Annotated in this window: 15 protein-coding genes; 9 read left to right on the forward strand and 6 right to left on the reverse strand. The window is 74.2% G+C overall.

The window, feature by feature from the left end; all coding sequences use genetic code 11:
• Positions 1 to 280 precede the first annotated feature (280 nt).
• Genes ABZ721_RS39985 through ABZ721_RS40000 form a run of 4 tightly spaced genes read left to right on the forward strand, consistent with a single transcriptional unit; the run spans position 281 to position 5,071 of the window.
• A complete protein-coding gene (locus ABZ721_RS39985; protein ID WP_358793757.1) occupies positions 281 to 1,492 on the forward strand; it encodes a polyprenyl synthetase family protein in 1,212 nt (403 codons plus the stop codon).
• Positions 1,492 to 3,030 (forward strand): phytoene desaturase family protein, encoded by a 1,539-nt coding sequence (gene crtI, locus ABZ721_RS39990; protein ID WP_358793758.1) that lies wholly within the window; start codon positions 1,492 to 1,494, stop codon positions 3,028 to 3,030. The genes ABZ721_RS39985 and crtI overlap by 1 nt, the downstream gene beginning before the upstream one ends.
• A complete protein-coding gene (locus tag ABZ721_RS39995) occupies positions 3,027 to 4,076 on the forward strand; it encodes a phytoene/squalene synthase family protein (RefSeq protein ID WP_358793759.1) in 1,050 nt (349 codons plus the stop codon). The genes crtI and ABZ721_RS39995 overlap by 4 nt, the downstream gene beginning before the upstream one ends.
• Positions 4,073 to 5,071 carry a DUF5914 domain-containing protein gene (locus ABZ721_RS40000; protein ID WP_358793760.1) on the forward strand — a complete coding sequence of 333 codons (999 nt, stop codon included), beginning with the start codon at positions 4,073 to 4,075 and terminating at the stop codon, positions 5,069 to 5,071. Before ABZ721_RS39995 ends, ABZ721_RS40000 begins: the two co-directional genes overlap by 4 nt.
• Positions 5,072 to 5,116: 45 nt before the next feature.
• Here the strand turns inward: ABZ721_RS40000 and ABZ721_RS40005 are convergent, their stop codons facing one another.
• The 3 genes from ABZ721_RS40005 to ABZ721_RS40015 are packed head-to-tail and all read right to left on the reverse strand — an operon-like array spanning position 5,117 to position 8,588.
• On the reverse strand, positions 5,117 to 6,652 hold the full coding sequence (locus ABZ721_RS40005) for an FAD-dependent oxidoreductase (protein ID WP_358793761.1): 1,536 nt from the start codon (positions 6,650 to 6,652) through the stop codon (positions 5,117 to 5,119).
• Complete coding sequence (locus ABZ721_RS40010) at positions 6,649 to 7,359, reverse strand: class I SAM-dependent methyltransferase (RefSeq protein WP_358793762.1); 711 nt, start codon at positions 7,357 to 7,359, stop codon at positions 6,649 to 6,651. The genes ABZ721_RS40005 and ABZ721_RS40010 overlap by 4 nt, the downstream gene beginning before the upstream one ends.
• 17 nt (positions 7,360 to 7,376) lie before the next feature.
• Positions 7,377 to 8,588 (reverse strand): lycopene cyclase family protein, encoded by a 1,212-nt coding sequence (locus tag ABZ721_RS40015; RefSeq protein ID WP_358793763.1) that lies wholly within the window; start codon positions 8,586 to 8,588, stop codon positions 7,377 to 7,379.
• A gap of 455 nt (positions 8,589 to 9,043) precedes the next feature.
• Here ABZ721_RS40015 and ABZ721_RS40020 point away from each other — a divergent pair, with 455 nt between their 5' ends.
• The 3 genes from ABZ721_RS40020 to ABZ721_RS40030 all read left to right on the forward strand — a co-directional run bounded on the left by ABZ721_RS40020 (position 9,044) and on the right by ABZ721_RS40030 (position 11,305).
• Positions 9,044 to 9,520 (forward strand): RICIN domain-containing protein, encoded by a 477-nt coding sequence (locus ABZ721_RS40020; protein ID WP_358793764.1) that lies wholly within the window; start codon positions 9,044 to 9,046, stop codon positions 9,518 to 9,520.
• A gap of 79 nt (positions 9,521 to 9,599) precedes the next feature.
• Positions 9,600 to 10,079, forward strand: a complete 480-nt coding sequence (locus ABZ721_RS40025; RefSeq protein ID WP_358793765.1) for a ricin-type beta-trefoil lectin domain protein — start codon at positions 9,600 to 9,602, stop codon at positions 10,077 to 10,079.
• A gap of 266 nt (positions 10,080 to 10,345) precedes the next feature.
• The gene (locus ABZ721_RS40030) at positions 10,346 to 11,305 is read left to right on the forward strand and encodes an expansin EXLX1 family cellulose-binding protein (RefSeq protein WP_358793766.1); all 960 of its coding nucleotides are present in this window, start codon (positions 10,346 to 10,348) and stop codon (positions 11,303 to 11,305) included.
• A gap of 63 nt (positions 11,306 to 11,368) precedes the next feature.
• Here the strand turns inward: ABZ721_RS40030 and ABZ721_RS40035 are convergent, their stop codons facing one another.
• Positions 11,369 to 12,391: a LacI family DNA-binding transcriptional regulator gene (locus ABZ721_RS40035; RefSeq protein WP_358793767.1), complete on the reverse strand. Its 1,023-nt coding sequence runs from the start codon at positions 12,389 to 12,391 to the stop codon at positions 11,369 to 11,371.
• Between the two features lie 269 nt (positions 12,392 to 12,660).
• Between ABZ721_RS40035 and ABZ721_RS40040 the strand changes: the two genes are divergently transcribed.
• The gene (locus ABZ721_RS40040; protein WP_358793768.1) at positions 12,661 to 13,824 is read left to right on the forward strand and encodes a ricin-type beta-trefoil lectin domain protein; all 1,164 of its coding nucleotides are present in this window, start codon (positions 12,661 to 12,663) and stop codon (positions 13,822 to 13,824) included.
• Between the two features lie 95 nt (positions 13,825 to 13,919).
• Positions 13,920 to 14,693 (forward strand): maleylpyruvate isomerase N-terminal domain-containing protein, encoded by a 774-nt coding sequence (locus ABZ721_RS40045; RefSeq protein ID WP_358793769.1) that lies wholly within the window; start codon positions 13,920 to 13,922, stop codon positions 14,691 to 14,693.
• A 115-nt stretch (positions 14,694 to 14,808) separates the two neighbouring features.
• On the opposite strand, the gene ABZ721_RS40050 is transcribed toward ABZ721_RS40045, so the two are convergent.
• Positions 14,809 to 15,585: a hypothetical protein gene (locus ABZ721_RS40050; RefSeq protein ID WP_358793770.1), complete on the reverse strand. Its 777-nt coding sequence runs from the start codon at positions 15,583 to 15,585 to the stop codon at positions 14,809 to 14,811.
• A gap of 72 nt (positions 15,586 to 15,657) precedes the next feature.
• On the reverse strand, positions 15,658 to 16,043 hold a 386-nt coding region (locus ABZ721_RS40055), incomplete at its 5' end, for a CGNR zinc finger domain-containing protein (RefSeq protein ID WP_358793771.1).

A 16,043-nucleotide genomic window follows, 5' to 3' on the forward strand; every position in this document is an offset into this window, starting at 1 on the left:
CGCGGGCGCCCGTAACTCGCTTGACTGGCCTGCGGCATCGCCTAGGGGCTGTCCCGCTGAGCGTGCGGGTCGCGGGCGGCGCCCTCACCTGACCGCCGCACGCGGGATGCGCCCATCGGGTGGATCGGCGGGCGCGCGGTCTACGCCGGCCGCCCGGCGGGGGACGCATAGCGGGCGGGGACCAGGGAACGCTGCCGGGTGCATCCGTCCGCCCGGAGCACGCGAACCGGCGGCACACGCCATGTCACGACCGGAGGACCGAATGCACGCGGAGTCGGTTGTGCGAGCTGTCATCGCCACCCCCCAGCGGCAGAACGCCCCGCCTTCCCCGCCCTCCCCGCCCTCCCCGCTGCCGGCCGGCGCGGCCGCCGCCGTCGACGGGGACGTGACAGGTGCGGTCAACCGCGAACTGGCGCTGTGCTGCGCCGAGCTCGTGACGTTCAGCCGGTCCCTCGACGCCGTCTTCGCCACCGATGTCGCGGAGCGGCTCGCCACCTACACCCTGAGCGGCGGCTCGCGCATCCGGCCCCGGTTCCTGTGGTGGGCCCTGCGGGCGTGCGGTGGTACGGACGCCCACGTGGCGGGGGCGCTGCGGGTGGCGGTCGCGCTCGAACTCATCCAGACCTGCGCCCTGGTGCACGACGACGTCATGGACCAGTCGGCGGTCCGGCGCGGCCGGCCCTCCTTCCACGCGCAGATCGCCGCGCAGTACCCCGAGGGTGCCCGCGAAGCCGGCCAAGCACCGTTCGCGCAGTCCGCCGCGGTCCTGGCCGGCGACCTGGCGCTGTCCTGGGCGGACGACCTGGTCGCCGGGGTCGACCTGCGGCCGACGGTCCGCGCGGAGATCCTGCGGATCTGGCGCACGATGCGCACCGAGATGGTGGCCGGGCAGTACCTGGACCTGCACGGCCAGGCGACCGGCTCCCGATCGGCCGCCCAGGCCATCAAGACCGTCTGCCTGAAGACGGCCCGCTACACCGTGGAGCGGCCCCTGGCGCTGGGGGCGGCGCTGGCCGGAGCCGACGACGCCACCTCCCGGGCGCTGGCCGCCGCCGGACGGTGCGCCGGGATCGCCTTCCAACTGCGCGACGACCTGCTGGGGGTGTTCGGCGACCCCGAGGTGACCGGCAAGCCCTCCGGAGACGATCTGCGCTCCGGCAAGGCGACGTACCTGCTGGCCCTGGCCGACGCGCGGGCCCGCGCCACCGGCGCCACCGCTGTCATCGAGCGTCTGCGGGCCTGCCGCGGCAGCGCCGACCTGACCGGGCCGGCGCTGGCCGCGGCCCGTGAAGCCCTGCGCTCCACGGGGGCTCCGGCGCAGGTCGAACGGCGCATCGAGCATCTGGTGCGGGCGTCGGAACGCCACCTCGTCACCGCCGGCCTGCAGGGCCCGGCCGCCCAGCGCCTCGCCGAGCTGCTGCGCCGGGTCGCGACACCGCCCCGGCAGCCCGCCGCTGCGGGCACGGCCGCCGACCTCCCCGGGGGACGCTGATGCGGACGGTCACCGGGCCGACGGACCACGTCGTGGTCGTCGGCGCCGGCCTGTCGGGCCTGTCCGCCGCGCTGCACCTGCTCGGCGCGGGCCGCCGCGTGACCCTGGTCGAACGCGATCCCCTGCCCGGCGGGCGGGCGGGACGCATCGAGAAGGACGGCTACCGCTTCGACACCGGCCCCACCGTGCTGACCATGCCGCACCTGCTGGAGGAAGCCTTCGCCGCGGTCGGCCGGACGATGTCCGACCGGCTGACGCTGCACCCCCTGCACCCCGCCTACCACGCCCGGTTCGCGGACGGCAGCAGCCTCGACGTGCACACCGACGCCGCCGCCATGGAGGCGGAGGTCGCCCGGTTCGCCGGGGGCGGGGAGGTGGCCGGCTACCGGCGGCTGCGCCAGTGGCTGCACGATCTGTACCGGGCGCAGATGGGCCGCTTCATCGACACCAACTTCGACTCGCCCCTCGCGCTGCTCCACCCGGACCTGGCCCGGCTCGCGGCCCTGGGCGGGTTCGGCCGGCTGCAGCCGAAGATCGGCCAGTTCATCACGGACGAGCGGCTGCAGCGGGTCTTCACCTTCCAGGCCCTGTACGCCGGGGTCCCGCCGGCCCGTGCGCTGGCCGCGTACGCCGTCATCGCCTACATGGACACCGTGGCCGGGGTGTATTTCCCCGAAGGCGGCATGCACGCGGTTCCCAGCGCGATGTCGGCCGCCGCCGCGGACGCCGGCGCCACCTTGGCCTACGGGCAGAGCGTCACCCGGCTGGAGCGCACCGGGGAGCGGATCACCGCCGTGATCACCGACCGGCAGCGCATCGCCTGCGACGCGGTCGTCCTGACACCCGACCTGCCCGTCGCCTACCAGCTGCTCGGGGCGCGCCCGCGCCGGCCGCTGGCGCTGCGGCACTCGCCGTCGGCCGTCGTACTGCACGCCGGCACCGACCGCACCTGGCCCGAACTGGCCCACCACACGATCTCCTTCGGTGGCGCGTGGAAGCAGACCTTTCGCGAGCTCACCGACAGCGGGCGGACGATGAGCGATCCCTCGCTGCTCATCACCCGGCCCACCGCGACCGATCCGCAGCTCGCGCCGCCCGGCAAGCACACCCACTTCATCCTCGCGCCCTGCCCCAACACCTCCGTCGGCCCTTCCGCCGCGTCCTGGGCCGACCTCGGCCCCCGCTACCGGGACTCGGTGCTGCGCGAGCTGGAACGCCGGGGCCTGACCGGTTTCGCGGACGCCGTCGACAGCGAAATCCTCGTCACCCCCGCGGACTGGGCCGCGCAGGGCCACGCGGCGGGCACTCCCTTCTCCGTCGCCCACACCTTCCCGCAGACCGGCCCCTTCCGCCCCCGCAACCTGGTGCGCGGCACCACCAACGCCGTCCTGGCCGGCTGCGGCACCACCCCGGGCGTCGGCGTGCCCACCGTCCTGATCTCCGGCCGCCTCGCCGCCCTGCGCATCACCGGTCCGCCCGCCGCCCGCCCCCGGGTCGCGGCCACCCCTCCCGCCGTGACGAAGGGCAGCCCCGCATGACACGACGCGAACTCGACGCCGCGGCCATCACCGATCCCGCGCTGCGGGCGGCCTTCGACCGGTGCCGCCGCCTGAACGCCCGCCACGGCAAGACGTACTTCCTCGCCACCCGGCTGCTGCCCGGCTCGCGGCGCCCGGCCGTGCACGCGCTGTACGGATTCGCCCGGCTGGCCGACGACATCGTCGACGACCTGGCCGCCCCCAGCACGGCCGGCGACCGTGCGCAGCGGCTGCAGGCGCTGTCGCAGGACCTGCACACGGCGATGAACGGCGGTCGCGGATCCCATCCCGTGGTCACCGCCGTGGCCCACACCGCGCACCGCTACCGCATCCCGTACCGCTACTTCGACGACTTCCTCACCTCCATGCGGAGCGACCTGACGGTGACCGACTACGCGACGCTGGAAGCTCTGCGCGGGTACATGCACGGCTCCGCCGCCGTCATCGGCCTGCAGATGCTGCCGGTCCTGGGGCACACGGCCCCCCGGGACGAGGCCGCGCCGCACGCCGCCGCGCTGGGCGAGGCGTTCCAGCTGACCAACTTCATCCGCGACGTCGGGGAGGACCTCGACCGCGATCGCGTCTACCTGCCCGCCGATCTGCTGGCCGCGGACGGCGTCGACCGCGAGCTGCTGTTGTGGAGCCGGCGCACCGGGCGCCGGGACCGCCGCATCACCCGCGCGCTGCGCGCCGCCACCGCGCTGACCCGCCGGTTCTACGCGGCCGCGGCACCGGGCGTGGACATGCTCGAACCGGTCTCCCGGCCCTGCGTGCGCACCGCGTTCGTGCTCTACGGGGACATCCTCGACGCCGTCGCCCGCGACGGGTACGCCAGTGTCCACCGCCGGTCCGCGGTCCCGCTCACCCGGCGCGGGGCCGTCGCCGCGACCGGCCTCGCGAAGATCGCGGCGGCCCGGGTGGTGGCGTCCGCGGCCCGCACCGTCGCGCGCCCGTCCGCCGGCGCCGGCCCGTCACCCGCCGTGCGCCCCGCCACGGTCGTGCGACGGATGACGGGCCCCGCCGTCGTCGAGGAGCCGCTGCGATGAGCCCGGCCGCCCGCGGGCGCCCCCGCTTCCCGCTCAGTCTGCGCCGCAACCCGCCGGCCTGGCACCGGCAGGCACCGACCTGGCAGGCCGCCTCCCCCCGGCTGATCGGCGCCGCGCTCAAGCGCGCCCAGGCGCGGCCCGCTGGCAACTGGTACGTCCTGGGCCCCAGCGCCGCCGTCCGAGGGGACGCCGGCTACGGTGCCACCATCGCCGGCACCGAGATCGTGGCCTGGCGCGCCGCGGACGGGACCCTGCTCGCCGGCCCGGGCGCCTGCCCGCACCTGGGCGCCGCGCTGGCGAAAGCGCCGGTGCGCTGCGGCACCCTGGTCTGCCCGTGGCACGGACTGGCCCTCGACGGCGCACCGTTCGCCGGCTGGAGTCCTTACCCGGCCCACGACGACGGGGTGCTGGCCTGGGTGCGGCTCGACGCCCCGGGCGGCGAGGAGCCCCTCGACGCGCCCGCCGTGCCCCGGCGCCCTCCCGCCGCCGTCTCGCTGGCCACCGTCTACACCGGCACCGGGGTCTGCGAGCCGGAGGACATCGTCGCCAACCGACTCGACCCGTGGCACGGCGCCTGGTTCCACCCCTACTCCTTCGTCGACCTGACCGTCGTCGACGACGGTCAGGAGAGCGACGTGCTGACGGTGCATGTCTCGTTCAAACTGGCCCGCCGCCTGGTCGTGCCGGTGACCGCGGAGTTCACCGCGCCGGGCCCGCGCACCGTCGTCATGCGCATCACCGAGGGCGAGGGCATCGGCTCCGTGGTCGAGACCCACGCCACTCCGCTGGGCACCGGACGGGACGGCCGCCCCCGCACCCGCGTCGTCGAGGCGGTCGTCGCCGCGTCCGAGCGCCCCGGCTTCGCGCTCGCCCGCTCCGCGGCCCCGCTGCTGCGGCCCCTGGTGCGGCGCGCGGCGGGCCGCCTGTGGCAGGACGACCTCGCCTACGCCGAGCGCCGCTTCGCGTTGCGCAGCACCGGCCGGTTCCCCGGCTGATCCGGGGAACCAGCGGCCCGGGGCGAGGGGCCCCGGCCGCGGGGCTCAGCGCCCCAAGCCCGCCAGCGCCCGGCTGGCCGCGGACCGGCCGCGCCGCGGCACCGTCCACAACGTCTCGCCCCGCACGCCCCACCGTTCCAGCAGGGCGTTCGCGGCCAGGAAGCCGCTGGTGGCGGCCCGTTCCATCAGCGCGACCGGCAGCCCCGTCCGCACCAGGTCGCCGGCGACCACCACCCGGGCGTCGGCCGTGCGCACCCCCGGCCGGTCCCGGTAGCCGCCGACGGTGAACAGCGGGCAGTCCGCCCGCCATTCGTGCCGGGCGTCGACGATCTCCGCGTCCGCGGTCTCCGGATAGACCTCCCGCAGCCGGTGCACCAGCCGCTCCTGCACCTGCCGGCGCTGTTCGGCCGGATCGACGGCGTACGCGTGCAGCTCCACCACCGAGCCGCCGGTGCGCAGCGCCCAGCGGTGGGCCTCGCCCTCCCAGCGGTCCAGGACGCTGACGTTGTCCAGGCCGTCGTAGCCGCTGGTGCCGAGGAAGCCGTGCCGGTCGCCGGCCACCGGCCGCGACAGCCACAGCCGCGACACCAGGAACGGCGGCGCCGTGCGCAGCCGGGCGACGCGCTCCCGCCACGCCGGGTCCACCAGGTCGGGCGAGGCGCCGGCCACCGCCCGCAGACCGCCGGTGTCCAGGGCGAGCACCACCCCGTCGTAGCGCTCGGCGGCCGCTCCGGCGACGACCGTCACCCGCTCCTCGCCCTCGGGGCGCACCTCGTCCACCGGCGTGCCCGTGCGGAGGTCCACGCCGAGTTCGTCCAGATACCGGGCCAGCGGGTCCCACAGGCTGTGGGGGAACGGTTCGCGGGGTACGTCGAACAGCAGGCCCTCGCTGGAGCCGAGGAAGTAGATGTGGAACATCAGCACCAGCTCCGCGGCCGACAGCGTCGCCGGATCGGCGAAGAAGCTGCGCGAGAAGACCTCGAAGGCCAGATGGTGCGCCGCCTCGGGGAAGCGGATCGCGGCCAGGAAGTCGGTGGCGCTCGTCCCGTCCAGTGCGTCGTACACCCCCGGAACCCCGACGTCGAGCAGCGGCAGCGCGGCGCGCGGGTTCATCCGCCCCAGGTCCCGCCAGCCGAAGGAGGGGCTGCGCGCGACGAAGCCGAGGGCGCTGAGCGGGGGCGTGCGCGGGACGCGCGCGAAGCTGTCCTGGCCGCCGTCGCGGTGGCGCAGCGGGTAGTCCGGCAGCCCGGTCAGACCGTGCAGGCCCGGGTCCGTGCGGCGCAGCAGCGCCCGCAGGTTGTAGTACTGCCGGAAGAACGCGTGGAAGCCGCGGCTCATCGTCGCCTCGGAGCCGTCCGCCAACCGCGTCGACCAGCCGGCCAGCCGGCCGCCCAGTTGGGCGTCGCGCTCGTACAGCGTCACGCGCACCCCGCGCTCGGCGAGGACGGTGGCCGCCGACAGCCCGGCGATCCCGCCGCCGACCACCGCCACCCGCGCCTCGCGCCCCGCCATGCGCGGGTGTCCGGGGCGGGCGTCGATGCGCTGGGCCAGCCGGTCGCGGCCGGGGGAGGACCCGCTCATGCGGCGACCCGCCCCACGAACGTGTGGGTGATGCCGGTCTGCCAGCCCGGCAGCGGCAGCACCCGCACGTCCGCGAAGCCGGCGGCGCGCATCCGCGCCGCGAACACGTCGGCGGTGTCGAAGTCCAGCACGCTGCGCCACAGGTGCTCGTACAGCTCCGGGTCCCCGCCGAGCCGCCCCAACGGCATGATCACCGAACGGCACACGGCCGTCCACAGCGTCCGGTGCACCGGCTTCCCGCTGAGCGCGTACTCGTGCACGGCGATGCGTGCCCCGGGCGCCATGGTGGCGCGCACGGCCGCCAGCGTCGCCTCGGGGTCGGTGACGTTGCGGAACACGTAGGCGGCGAAGACGGCGTCGAAGGGCCCGTCGACGCCGGCCGCACCGAGCCGGTCCGCCTCCGCCCGGACGAAACGGACCCCGGCGGGCCACGGCTTGGCCGCGGCCCGCGCGAGCATGCCCGGCGAGGCGTCCACGGCGGTGATCTCGGCTTGGTCGGCGGCCGCCAGCAGCGCGGCGGTGGAGGCGCCGGTGCCGCAGCCCAGGTCCAGGACGCGAGCGCCGCGCCCGGCGTCCGGCAGGCCCAGCCGGCGGGCCGAGCGGCGCAGGTGCCCGTGGTAGCCGGGGCTGGCCGCGACCAGCAGGTCATAGCGTGCCGCGGCGTGGTCGAAAGCGTCGGACAGGGCCTCGTCGCGCAGGAGGGTCATGGAAGCTTGACAGCCTTTCAGCGGGGTCCCGGCCGGTGGGCGGGAAGGGAGCGGGACAGCAGGGGCAGTTCCAGCAGCGACCGCAGCATGGGCATGACGGGGGTGCGCAGACCGAGGCCGAAGTCCTCGAAGGGTGACGTGGCGCCGTCGAGGAACCGCAGGACCCGCTCGGCCGGTACGGCGGAGAACAGGTGGGCGAAGAACTGCCCGCCGTCCACCCGCCCGGTGTTCAGGGCGCGCAGCAGCACCGCGTCCATCACCCGCGCCCGGCGCCCGTGCGGGGCGGGCGTCCGGGCGGGGGAGCGGCCGGCGCGTACGGCGTCGGCGAGGTGGCGGCTCTGGCGCTGGATCGCGGCGAAGGTGTAGCCGGTGGAGGGGCGGGTCGCGCCGCCGGCGGCCCCGATGAGGAAGACGCGGCGGCCGTCACGGCGCGGGAAGCGGCCGTCGGTCATCGGGATCACCCCCTGCTCGCGTTCCCGCACGGTGTAGTCGCCCAGGGCGAGGACCGACGCGCAGTAGTGGCGCAGGGCCCGGTCGTAGGCCGCGTCGTCCAGGACGGCGGGGGAGATCTCCGTGTACTCCACCAGCGCCTCGTGCGCGCTCAGCGGCAGCATGTAGCCGAAGGCCAGCCCGCGGGGCGGCTGGGGGAGGCGGAAGTCCATCAGGACGGCTGCTCCGGGATCGAAGGACGGTGCGGCGGTGCGGACGAACCACCCCCGGAAGTGCTGGAGCAGGGTGGTGCGGGCCGCCGGGAGTCCGCGGGGCGGGCGCGAGTCGAAGACCAGCCCCGAGCGGAGTTCGGCCGGCGCTCCCGCCGCGTCACGGCCGCGGACCAGTGCCGTGTCGCCGGTGTCCCGCGCGGAGTCCACCGTCATCCGCCGCACATCGACGCCGTAGGCGCTCAGGCGCTCGGCCATGGCGTCCTCGAACCGGTCCGACCTGAGCATCTTGTACCGCAGCGGGCCCAACGACCGATCGATGACCGTGCCGTCCGGGCCGTACACCCGCAGCCGGTTCCAGCTCGCCGCCAGCAAGGAGTCGTACGGTCCCTCGCCCGCCTCCCAGTAGCACCAGGTCCGGTCGGGTGAACGCAGCGGCCCAGGCGGGGCCTCGGCCAGGATCACCCGCGGTGCGGTCGTGCCCTCGCGTCCGGGCGTGGCGAGCCCGACGGCCAGGGACAGCCCTGCCGCCCCTGCCCCGACCACCGTCACATCCGCGTCCCAGCTCACTCCTCGGCCTCCTGCCCTGCGCGCCCACCGACAGTCCTCCGGGCGGAGACCCCGGCTTGACGGAAGTAAACCGCCTGCCCGGCCGCCGGCCCGCGGGGACGCGGCCGAACGGGCCGCGGACCATACCGGCGGCCCACGCGCGTCCCCGCGATCCGCCGGAAGCACCTACACCGCCGAACGAAGATCAACATCTGTCCCGAGGGCATGTAAAGTTCTCGTGAACGACGCGCGCGCAGGGCAAGTCAGCTCGAGATACGCGCTCGTCCAGGGGGTATTCCACAGGGCCGACAGCCCCGAACGTCTTCGTTCGCGGGCCGGGCTCCCGTACGCCCAAAACCAGGCACGCATGCCGGCGAGGGGCGTCGAAACCCGCACCTCGGCGCCGGCACGGCGGCCCACCACACGTGGCGAAACCGGCCGTCGGGCCGGAGAGAACGATTGAGGAACAGAACGTGATGCGTAAGACCTCGGCAGTGCTGCTCGCGCTGCTCACCGTGCTCGGCTGTGGCGTACTGGCCACCGGAACCGCCCACGCCGCCGGTGACCGGCTGTACAACCTCGGGAACTGCGCGACCCCCGAGGGCAACAGCACCGCCAACGGCGCGGTCATCACCACCTGGTCCTGCACCGGCAGCAACCTGCAGAACTGGCACTGGCTGAACCAGCGCATCGTGCACGACGTGAGCGGCAAGTGCCTGACACCGCGCGGCAACGCCGCGGGCACCAACGGCGCGGTGCTCACGCTGTGGACCTGCGACTGGAGCGCCAACAGCCCGCAGGAGTTCGTCGGGCGGAGCGACCGGACGTGGACCCGCTACGGCGGCAAGTGCCTGACGAACAAGGGCGGTTCGCTGGCGAACGGCACCTGGCTCACCCTGTGGACCTGCGCGGCCGACTTCAACGCCGGACAGGCCTGGGGCCTCGTCTACTGACACGCCCGTGCGCGGCGCCATCCGGAGCAACCCAGAGCCGGCCGTCGGGCCGGAGAAGACGATTGAGGAACAGAACGTGATGCGTAAGACCTCGGCAGTGCTGCTCGCGCTGCTCACCGTGCTCGGCTGTGGCGTGCTCGCCACCGGAACCGCCCACGCCGCCGGCGACCGGCTGTACAACCTCGGGAACTGCGCGACCCCCGAGGGCAACAGCACCGCCAACGGCGCGGTCATCACCACCTGGTCCTGCACCGGTAGCAACCTGCAGAACTGGCACTGGGAAGGCGGCTTCATCGTGCACGACGTCAGTGGCAAGTGCCTGACGCCGCGCGGCAACGCCTCGGGCACCAACGGCGCGGTGCTCACGCTGTGGACCTGTGACTTCAACTCGCTGAACAACCCGCAGCGGTTCAACGGCACGAACGAGCGCACGTGGACCGTCACGGGCGGCAAGTGCCTGACGAACAAGGGCGGTTCGCTGGCGAACGGCACCTGGGTCACGCTGTGGACCTGCGCGGCCGACTACAACAACGGCCAGGCCTGGGGCCTCGTCCGCTAGGACCGGTCGACGGACAGCCGTCGACCGCACGACTGACGCACCGGGCCGCCCGCCGGAGGAGTTGCTCCTCCGGCGGGCGGTTCGGTCTCCCGATCTTCTGCGGCGTCCGGGCAGTGCGCGGGGCGGGGACCGGATGCAGCGGTCCCGCCCCGGTCGGGCCACCCGCGAGGGCCCGGTCGCGCCACCGGAGAATGGCCGGCAACCTTTTCGCCACCAGCGGCCACTGAGGAGTGCAACGCCGATACTTCTGGACTCCTTGCGAACGGATGAGCATGCACGAGACACGCCGGGCCGCGCGGCAGCGCAGGCGCAGACGCGGGCTGATGGTGGGCGCCGCCGCGGGGGTGGCCGTCACCAGCCTGGTCGTCACCCTGGTCCTGACGATGCAGCGCGACGGCGCGGGGAACGCCGGCAAGGCGCCGGCCGTGGCCGGCGCCCCGGCGCGGGGGACCGCCCCGCCGGTAGCGCCACGGCAGAAACCCTCCGCCGCCTCCCCGACCGCCGCCTCCGCAACTCCGGCGGCTCGCGCTACCACCCCTACGCCTCCTGCGGCTACTTCGTCGTCGCCGCCGTCGGCCTCCCCGCGAGCGGTTCCGGCCACGGCGTCCCTGGCCGGACGGATCCGGCCGCGGACCACCTACCGGGGCGTCGCCACGGTCTACCAGGCCGGGACGGGCGACGGCGCCTGCTTGTACGGTCCGAGCGACGACATGATGATCGCGGCGATGAACACCGCGGACTACGAGACGTCCCAGGCCTGCGGGGCCCACGTGCTCGTCCGCGCCGCGAACGGCGCCTCCGTCACGGTCCGTATCACCAACGAATGCCCCCTGCCGTGCGCGCCGCGGCAACTGGACCTCAGCGAGCAGGCGTTCGCCCGGCTGGCTCCGACCTCGACCGGCCGGATCGCGATCACCTGGAGCCTGGTGAGCCCCGGCACGGCGAAGGCGATCTCGATCCGCTACAAGAGCGGATCCAGTCCGCACTGGTGCGGCATTCAGGCCATCGGCCACCGCAACCCGCTCGCGCGGCTGGAAGTCCGCACCGGCGGCGGTTGGCGCCCACTGACCCGCACCCCCTACAACTACTTCCTGTCACCCGACGGCAGCGGGTGCGGGGGAGCCCTCAGGATCACCGACATCTACGGCGAGCGGCTGACCATCGACGGCATCGCCCTGCGGCCGGACGCCGTGCAACCGACGCGCGTCCAGTTCGCCCGGCACTGACCCCGGTGTGCCTCTCACGCAAGGTGTCCCGGCATGCTCCCGTACAAGGTCTCCCGGCGGCGGTCAGGTCGATTCGCGCACGATCAGCTCGGTACGGAGGATGACGTGACGCCAGGCCACGGTGCCCTCCTCCATCTCCTCCAGGAGCAGCCGGATCATGGCCCGGCCGATCTCCTCGATCGGCTGCCGCACCGTGGTCAGCGGGGGTTCGGTCCGCTGGGCCAGCGGGAAGTCGTCGAAGCCGATCACGGCGACATCCTCGGGCACGCGCCGGCCGGCCGCGCGCAGCGCCTCCAGGGCCCCGGCGGCCGTGGTGTCCGACGCGGCGAGGACGCCGTCGATGTCCGGATGGCGTTCGAGGAGTTCGGCCATCGCGCGGCGCCCGCTCTCCGCGGTGAAGTCGCTCTCGGCGACCCGGGTCGGATCGCTCTCCAGGCCCGCCACGGCCAGGGCCTCCTCGTAGCCGCGCAGCCGGCACCGGGCGGCGTACAGGTCGAGCGGCCCGGTGATGGTCGCGATCACTCGGCGGCCCTGGCGCAGGAGGTGGGAGACGGCGCTGCGCGCTCCGCCGGTATTGTCCGCGTCGACGTAGCTGACGTACTCCTCGCCCGAGCGGCGCCCCAGCAGGACGGTGGGCAGCCGGGCTTCGGCCAGCATGTCCGGGAGCGGATCGCCCGCGTGCACGGACATCAGCAGGACGCCGTCGACCCGCCCGCCGCGCGCGTACTCCAGGAAGCGCTGGCGATCGGCGTCCGAGCGGACCAAGGTCAGCAGCAGCTGGATCCCGGTGTCGGCCAGCGCGTCTCCGAGCGAGCGGACGATCTCGGAGAAGAAGGGCTCGGCGAACTGCCGCCAGTCCGGCTCGGCCATCACCAGCGCGATGGCGTCGGCGCGCCGCCCGGCGAGGGAACGGGCCGCGAGATTGGGCACGTAGCCCAGCTCCTCGATGGACCGCTGTACGGCCTGGCGGGTCGAATCCTTCACGCCCGCGGCGTTGTTGATGACACGGGAGACCGTGCCCCGTCCCACTCTCGCGTGGGCCGCCACCTCCTCCAGCGTCGGTGCTTCCAGGCGTCGTCTGCCCATGCCGCCTCCCCAAGAGATCGCCGATCTTACCGTCCGGAGGCAACCGGGCACACGATTTCCCGGCCGTTCGCGGGCCGGAACTCGCAGCGACGGCGGCGGCGGCGCTGCCGCGTCCGACCGAATTGTCGGCGTGTCACGGGGGATCCCATCCGCGGTGGACCCTTGGATGATGTGAGCGGAGCCACCCCAGCTGCCCGGCCCGCGGCCGGTCACGGGGGTGGCATGCCGTGAAACCGACGTGCTCTGTCCCCGATCAGTGAGGATCGCTGATGAACAAGTACGCGGCATCGTTGGCCATGACCCTGGCGGCCGCCCTCGGCGTGGTCGCGGCATCGCCCGCGGCGGCCGGCACCGTGGCCGAGCAGAGAACCTCCGCGGTCGGCGCGGCCGCGCCCGCCACCTTACGGCTGCTGCCCCTGGGCGACTCGATCACCTGGGGCGTCGGCAGCCCGTCCGGGAACAGCTACCGGGACTTCCTGCGCAGCCAACTCGCCTCCGAGGGGCACCCGGTGGACCTCGTCGGCTCGGGCCGCAACGGCACCATGGCCGACCCGGACAACGAGGGCCACTCCGGCTGGCGCATCGACCAGATCGCCGGCATCGCGGACTCCGTGCTGGCCCGCTACCGGCCCAATGTGGTCACCCTGGAGATCGGGACGAACGACCTGGACCGCAACTACCAGGTCCCGACCGCGCCCGACCGGCTCAAGGCGCTCATCGACCAGATCACCCGGGACGCCCCCGACGCGACGGTCCTCGTCGGTACGGTGATCGTCTCCACCAGCGCCACCGAGGAGACCTACCGGCCGGCGTTCAACGCCCAGCTCCCGGGCATCGTCCAGAGTGAGCAGAGCGCCGGCAAGCACGTGCGCCTGGTGGACATGAGCGCCCTGACGCCCGCGGACCTGTCCGACGCCCTGCACCCCAACGACAACGGCTTCGGCAAGATGGCCGCCGGGTTCAACGCCGGTGTCCAGGCAGCGGACGCCGCGGGCTGGATCGAACCGCCTCTGTCCGTGGGCGGGCCGGTGCGCTCCGGCGTGGCGGGCAAGTGCCTTGACGTCAACGGCGGCAGCAGCGCCAACGGGACCATCGCGCAGATCTGGTCGTGCAACGGCTCGGACGCCCAGCTGTGGTCCGCGCGCACCGACGGCACCGTGCGGGCGCTCGGCAAGTGCCTGGACGCCACCGGCCGCGGCACCGCCAACGGCACCAGGATCGCCATCTGGGACTGCAACGGTGGCGCCAACCAGCAGTGGCAGACCTACAACGGCGGTTACCGCAACCCCGTCTCGGGCCGCTGCCTCGACGACCCCGGCGCGTCGACCACCGACGGCACCCAGCTGATCCTGTGGGACTGCCACGGCGGAGCCAACCAGCAGTGGACCGCGCTGCCGGTCTCCACGGCTGGAGTGCCGGTGGTCGAGAGCTGAGGCATGCGGCACACAGGCGCGCTCCGGCCGGCCGGGGCGCGTTCGTCCGACAAATTCGCTACCCGGCGGCCGGACTGCCGTGATAGACACCCGAGGTGCACAACATTGTGGAGTTTCCCCAGGTCCTGCGGCTGATCGAAGACCGCTCGGCCGCCTTCCGCGCGGCGATCGGGTCTGCCCCCGACCTTGATGTCCAGGTCCCGACCTGTCCGGACTGGACGCTGCGCGAACTGGCGCAGCACCTCGGCGACGGCCGTCGCCGCCAGGCCGCCGTCGTCGCAGCGGGCCCGGGGGCCGAGCCCCCGGCGAGGACGGACCCGAAGGGCGCCCCGACCGCGCCCCGCGACCGCGAGGCGCTGGACGCCTGGCTCGCCGAGTCGACCGAGCTCATGCTCGACGCGCTGCGCGAGGCCGGCCCGGACCGCGGCTGCTGGACCTGGTGGGGCCGCTCGCAGGCGCCGGAGACCAGCGGTGCGGTGGCCCGGCACCAGATCCAGGAGATCGCCGTCCACACCTACGACGTCCAGCTCCTCCAGGGGGCCGCGGAGCCGCTGCCGACGGACGTCGCGGTCGAGGGCGTCGACGAGTTCCTGACGACCGTCGCAGCGACGAGCGTCCCCTGGCCGTTCAAGCCGGCGACCATCGACCTGCACGCGACCGAGGGCCGCTCCTGGCGCCTGACGCTCGACGCGGACGGCGTTCGCTGCGACGACCTCGCCGCCGACGCCGAGCCGGGCGACTTGGCGATGCGAGGGGCAGCGAGCGAACTGGTCCTGTACTTCTATGACCGCCTCCCGCTCGACGTCCTGGAGACCACGGGCGACACCGAGCCGATGGACCAGCTCGCCGTGTGGGATCCGAACGCGTAGAACGCCCACGTGGGGCGCGGCTGCCGATGGCGGGCGCGCTCCGCGCCCCCGGGCCCAGCGGCGCCCCCCGTAGCCGGCTTCGGCGCCGGCCGTGTCCGTCTCGTCCGACCGGCGCTCAGCCGGCCGCGGCGGGCTGAGTCGCCTCGTGTGCCTCGGCGAGGGTGCGCTGCCGGAGGTCGCCGAACAGCTGCATCGTGGTAGCGGCCAGGATGTCATCCCGGCTGATGGTCCACGCGTCCCCGCTGCGGGCGGACGGGCCCCGGGGGGAATCCTTGAAGGGCGGGGGTGGGGACGGTTCGCCCGGTATCACTACGGCGACGGTGCCGTAACGGGTGACTCCGCCCTCGCGGACGACCATGGCCGCGTCGCGGGCGAGGTCCGTCAGGAACGCGCTCGCGATTCCGTCCAGGTCGCGGACCATCGCCGGGACGGCCGTGGCTCCCCGACTCCGCAACAGCTTCCTGACCCCGGCCTCGAACCGGTGGGCACCGACCACAGCACTGGGTTTGCGTGACCTGCTGCGCTGACGCGAGGGCACGAGGACACCCTCGGCGTCGTACAGGCCACCGGTCAAGCCCTTGAACGTCGGGCTGTGGGTGTACCACTTGTCGCCCACCTCGAGTTCGACGTCCCGGTCGATCGCCGCGAGAAGGTCCCCGGGAACCAGCCTCGTCCGGGCCTCGTCCGCCGCCGCTCTCCTCGCGCCGTCGATGATTGCCGTCAGCACCGACCGCGTCACCGACGCGGCGGCCCACGCGGCCGACCGGGAGACGCGCAGCGGGGTCACGTCCCTGAACACCGCTTTGACGAGGGGCGCCTTGAACGGCGGGAGTTCCATGACCGAGGTCGTCATGGGACCGCTGCGCTCAGGGCGTACGGGCTGTGCGGTCATCGGCGGAAACGCTCCCCGCGGCCGGAGTTGTCAGAGGCTCTTCCCCCTATCCTCCGGCGAAGCGCCGCCTGGTCAAGATCCCCCTTCCTTCGCCTTGCGGCTGCGGTAGGCGCGCATGGCGACCTGGGCTCCGCAGCGGTTCGGGCTGCAGTAGGCCGCGGAGGAATTGCGGGTGCGGTCGTAGAAGCCGAGGTGGCACGGCGGGTTGCGGCAGGCCTTGAGCCGCATCCAGCTGCCGCGCAGGGCGACGTCGGACGCGGCGGCGAGCATCGCGGCGAGCGCGCCCGGCACGCCGGTCTGGGTGGGCGCCAGGCGCACCCCCGTGGCGGTGATGACCGGAGCCAGCGGGTACAGCCCCGCGCTGCGGCGCAGGTACTCCTCGGCTCCGGCCTGCTGCTGGTCGGCCGGGTGGAGGAGTCCTTCCACACGGCGGAGACCGCGCTGCGCGCGTACAGCAC

It is taken from the genome of Streptomyces sp. NPDC006733 (assembly GCF_040636125.1).
Taxonomy (GTDB): Bacteria; Actinomycetota; Actinomycetes; order Streptomycetales; family Streptomycetaceae; genus Actinacidiphila.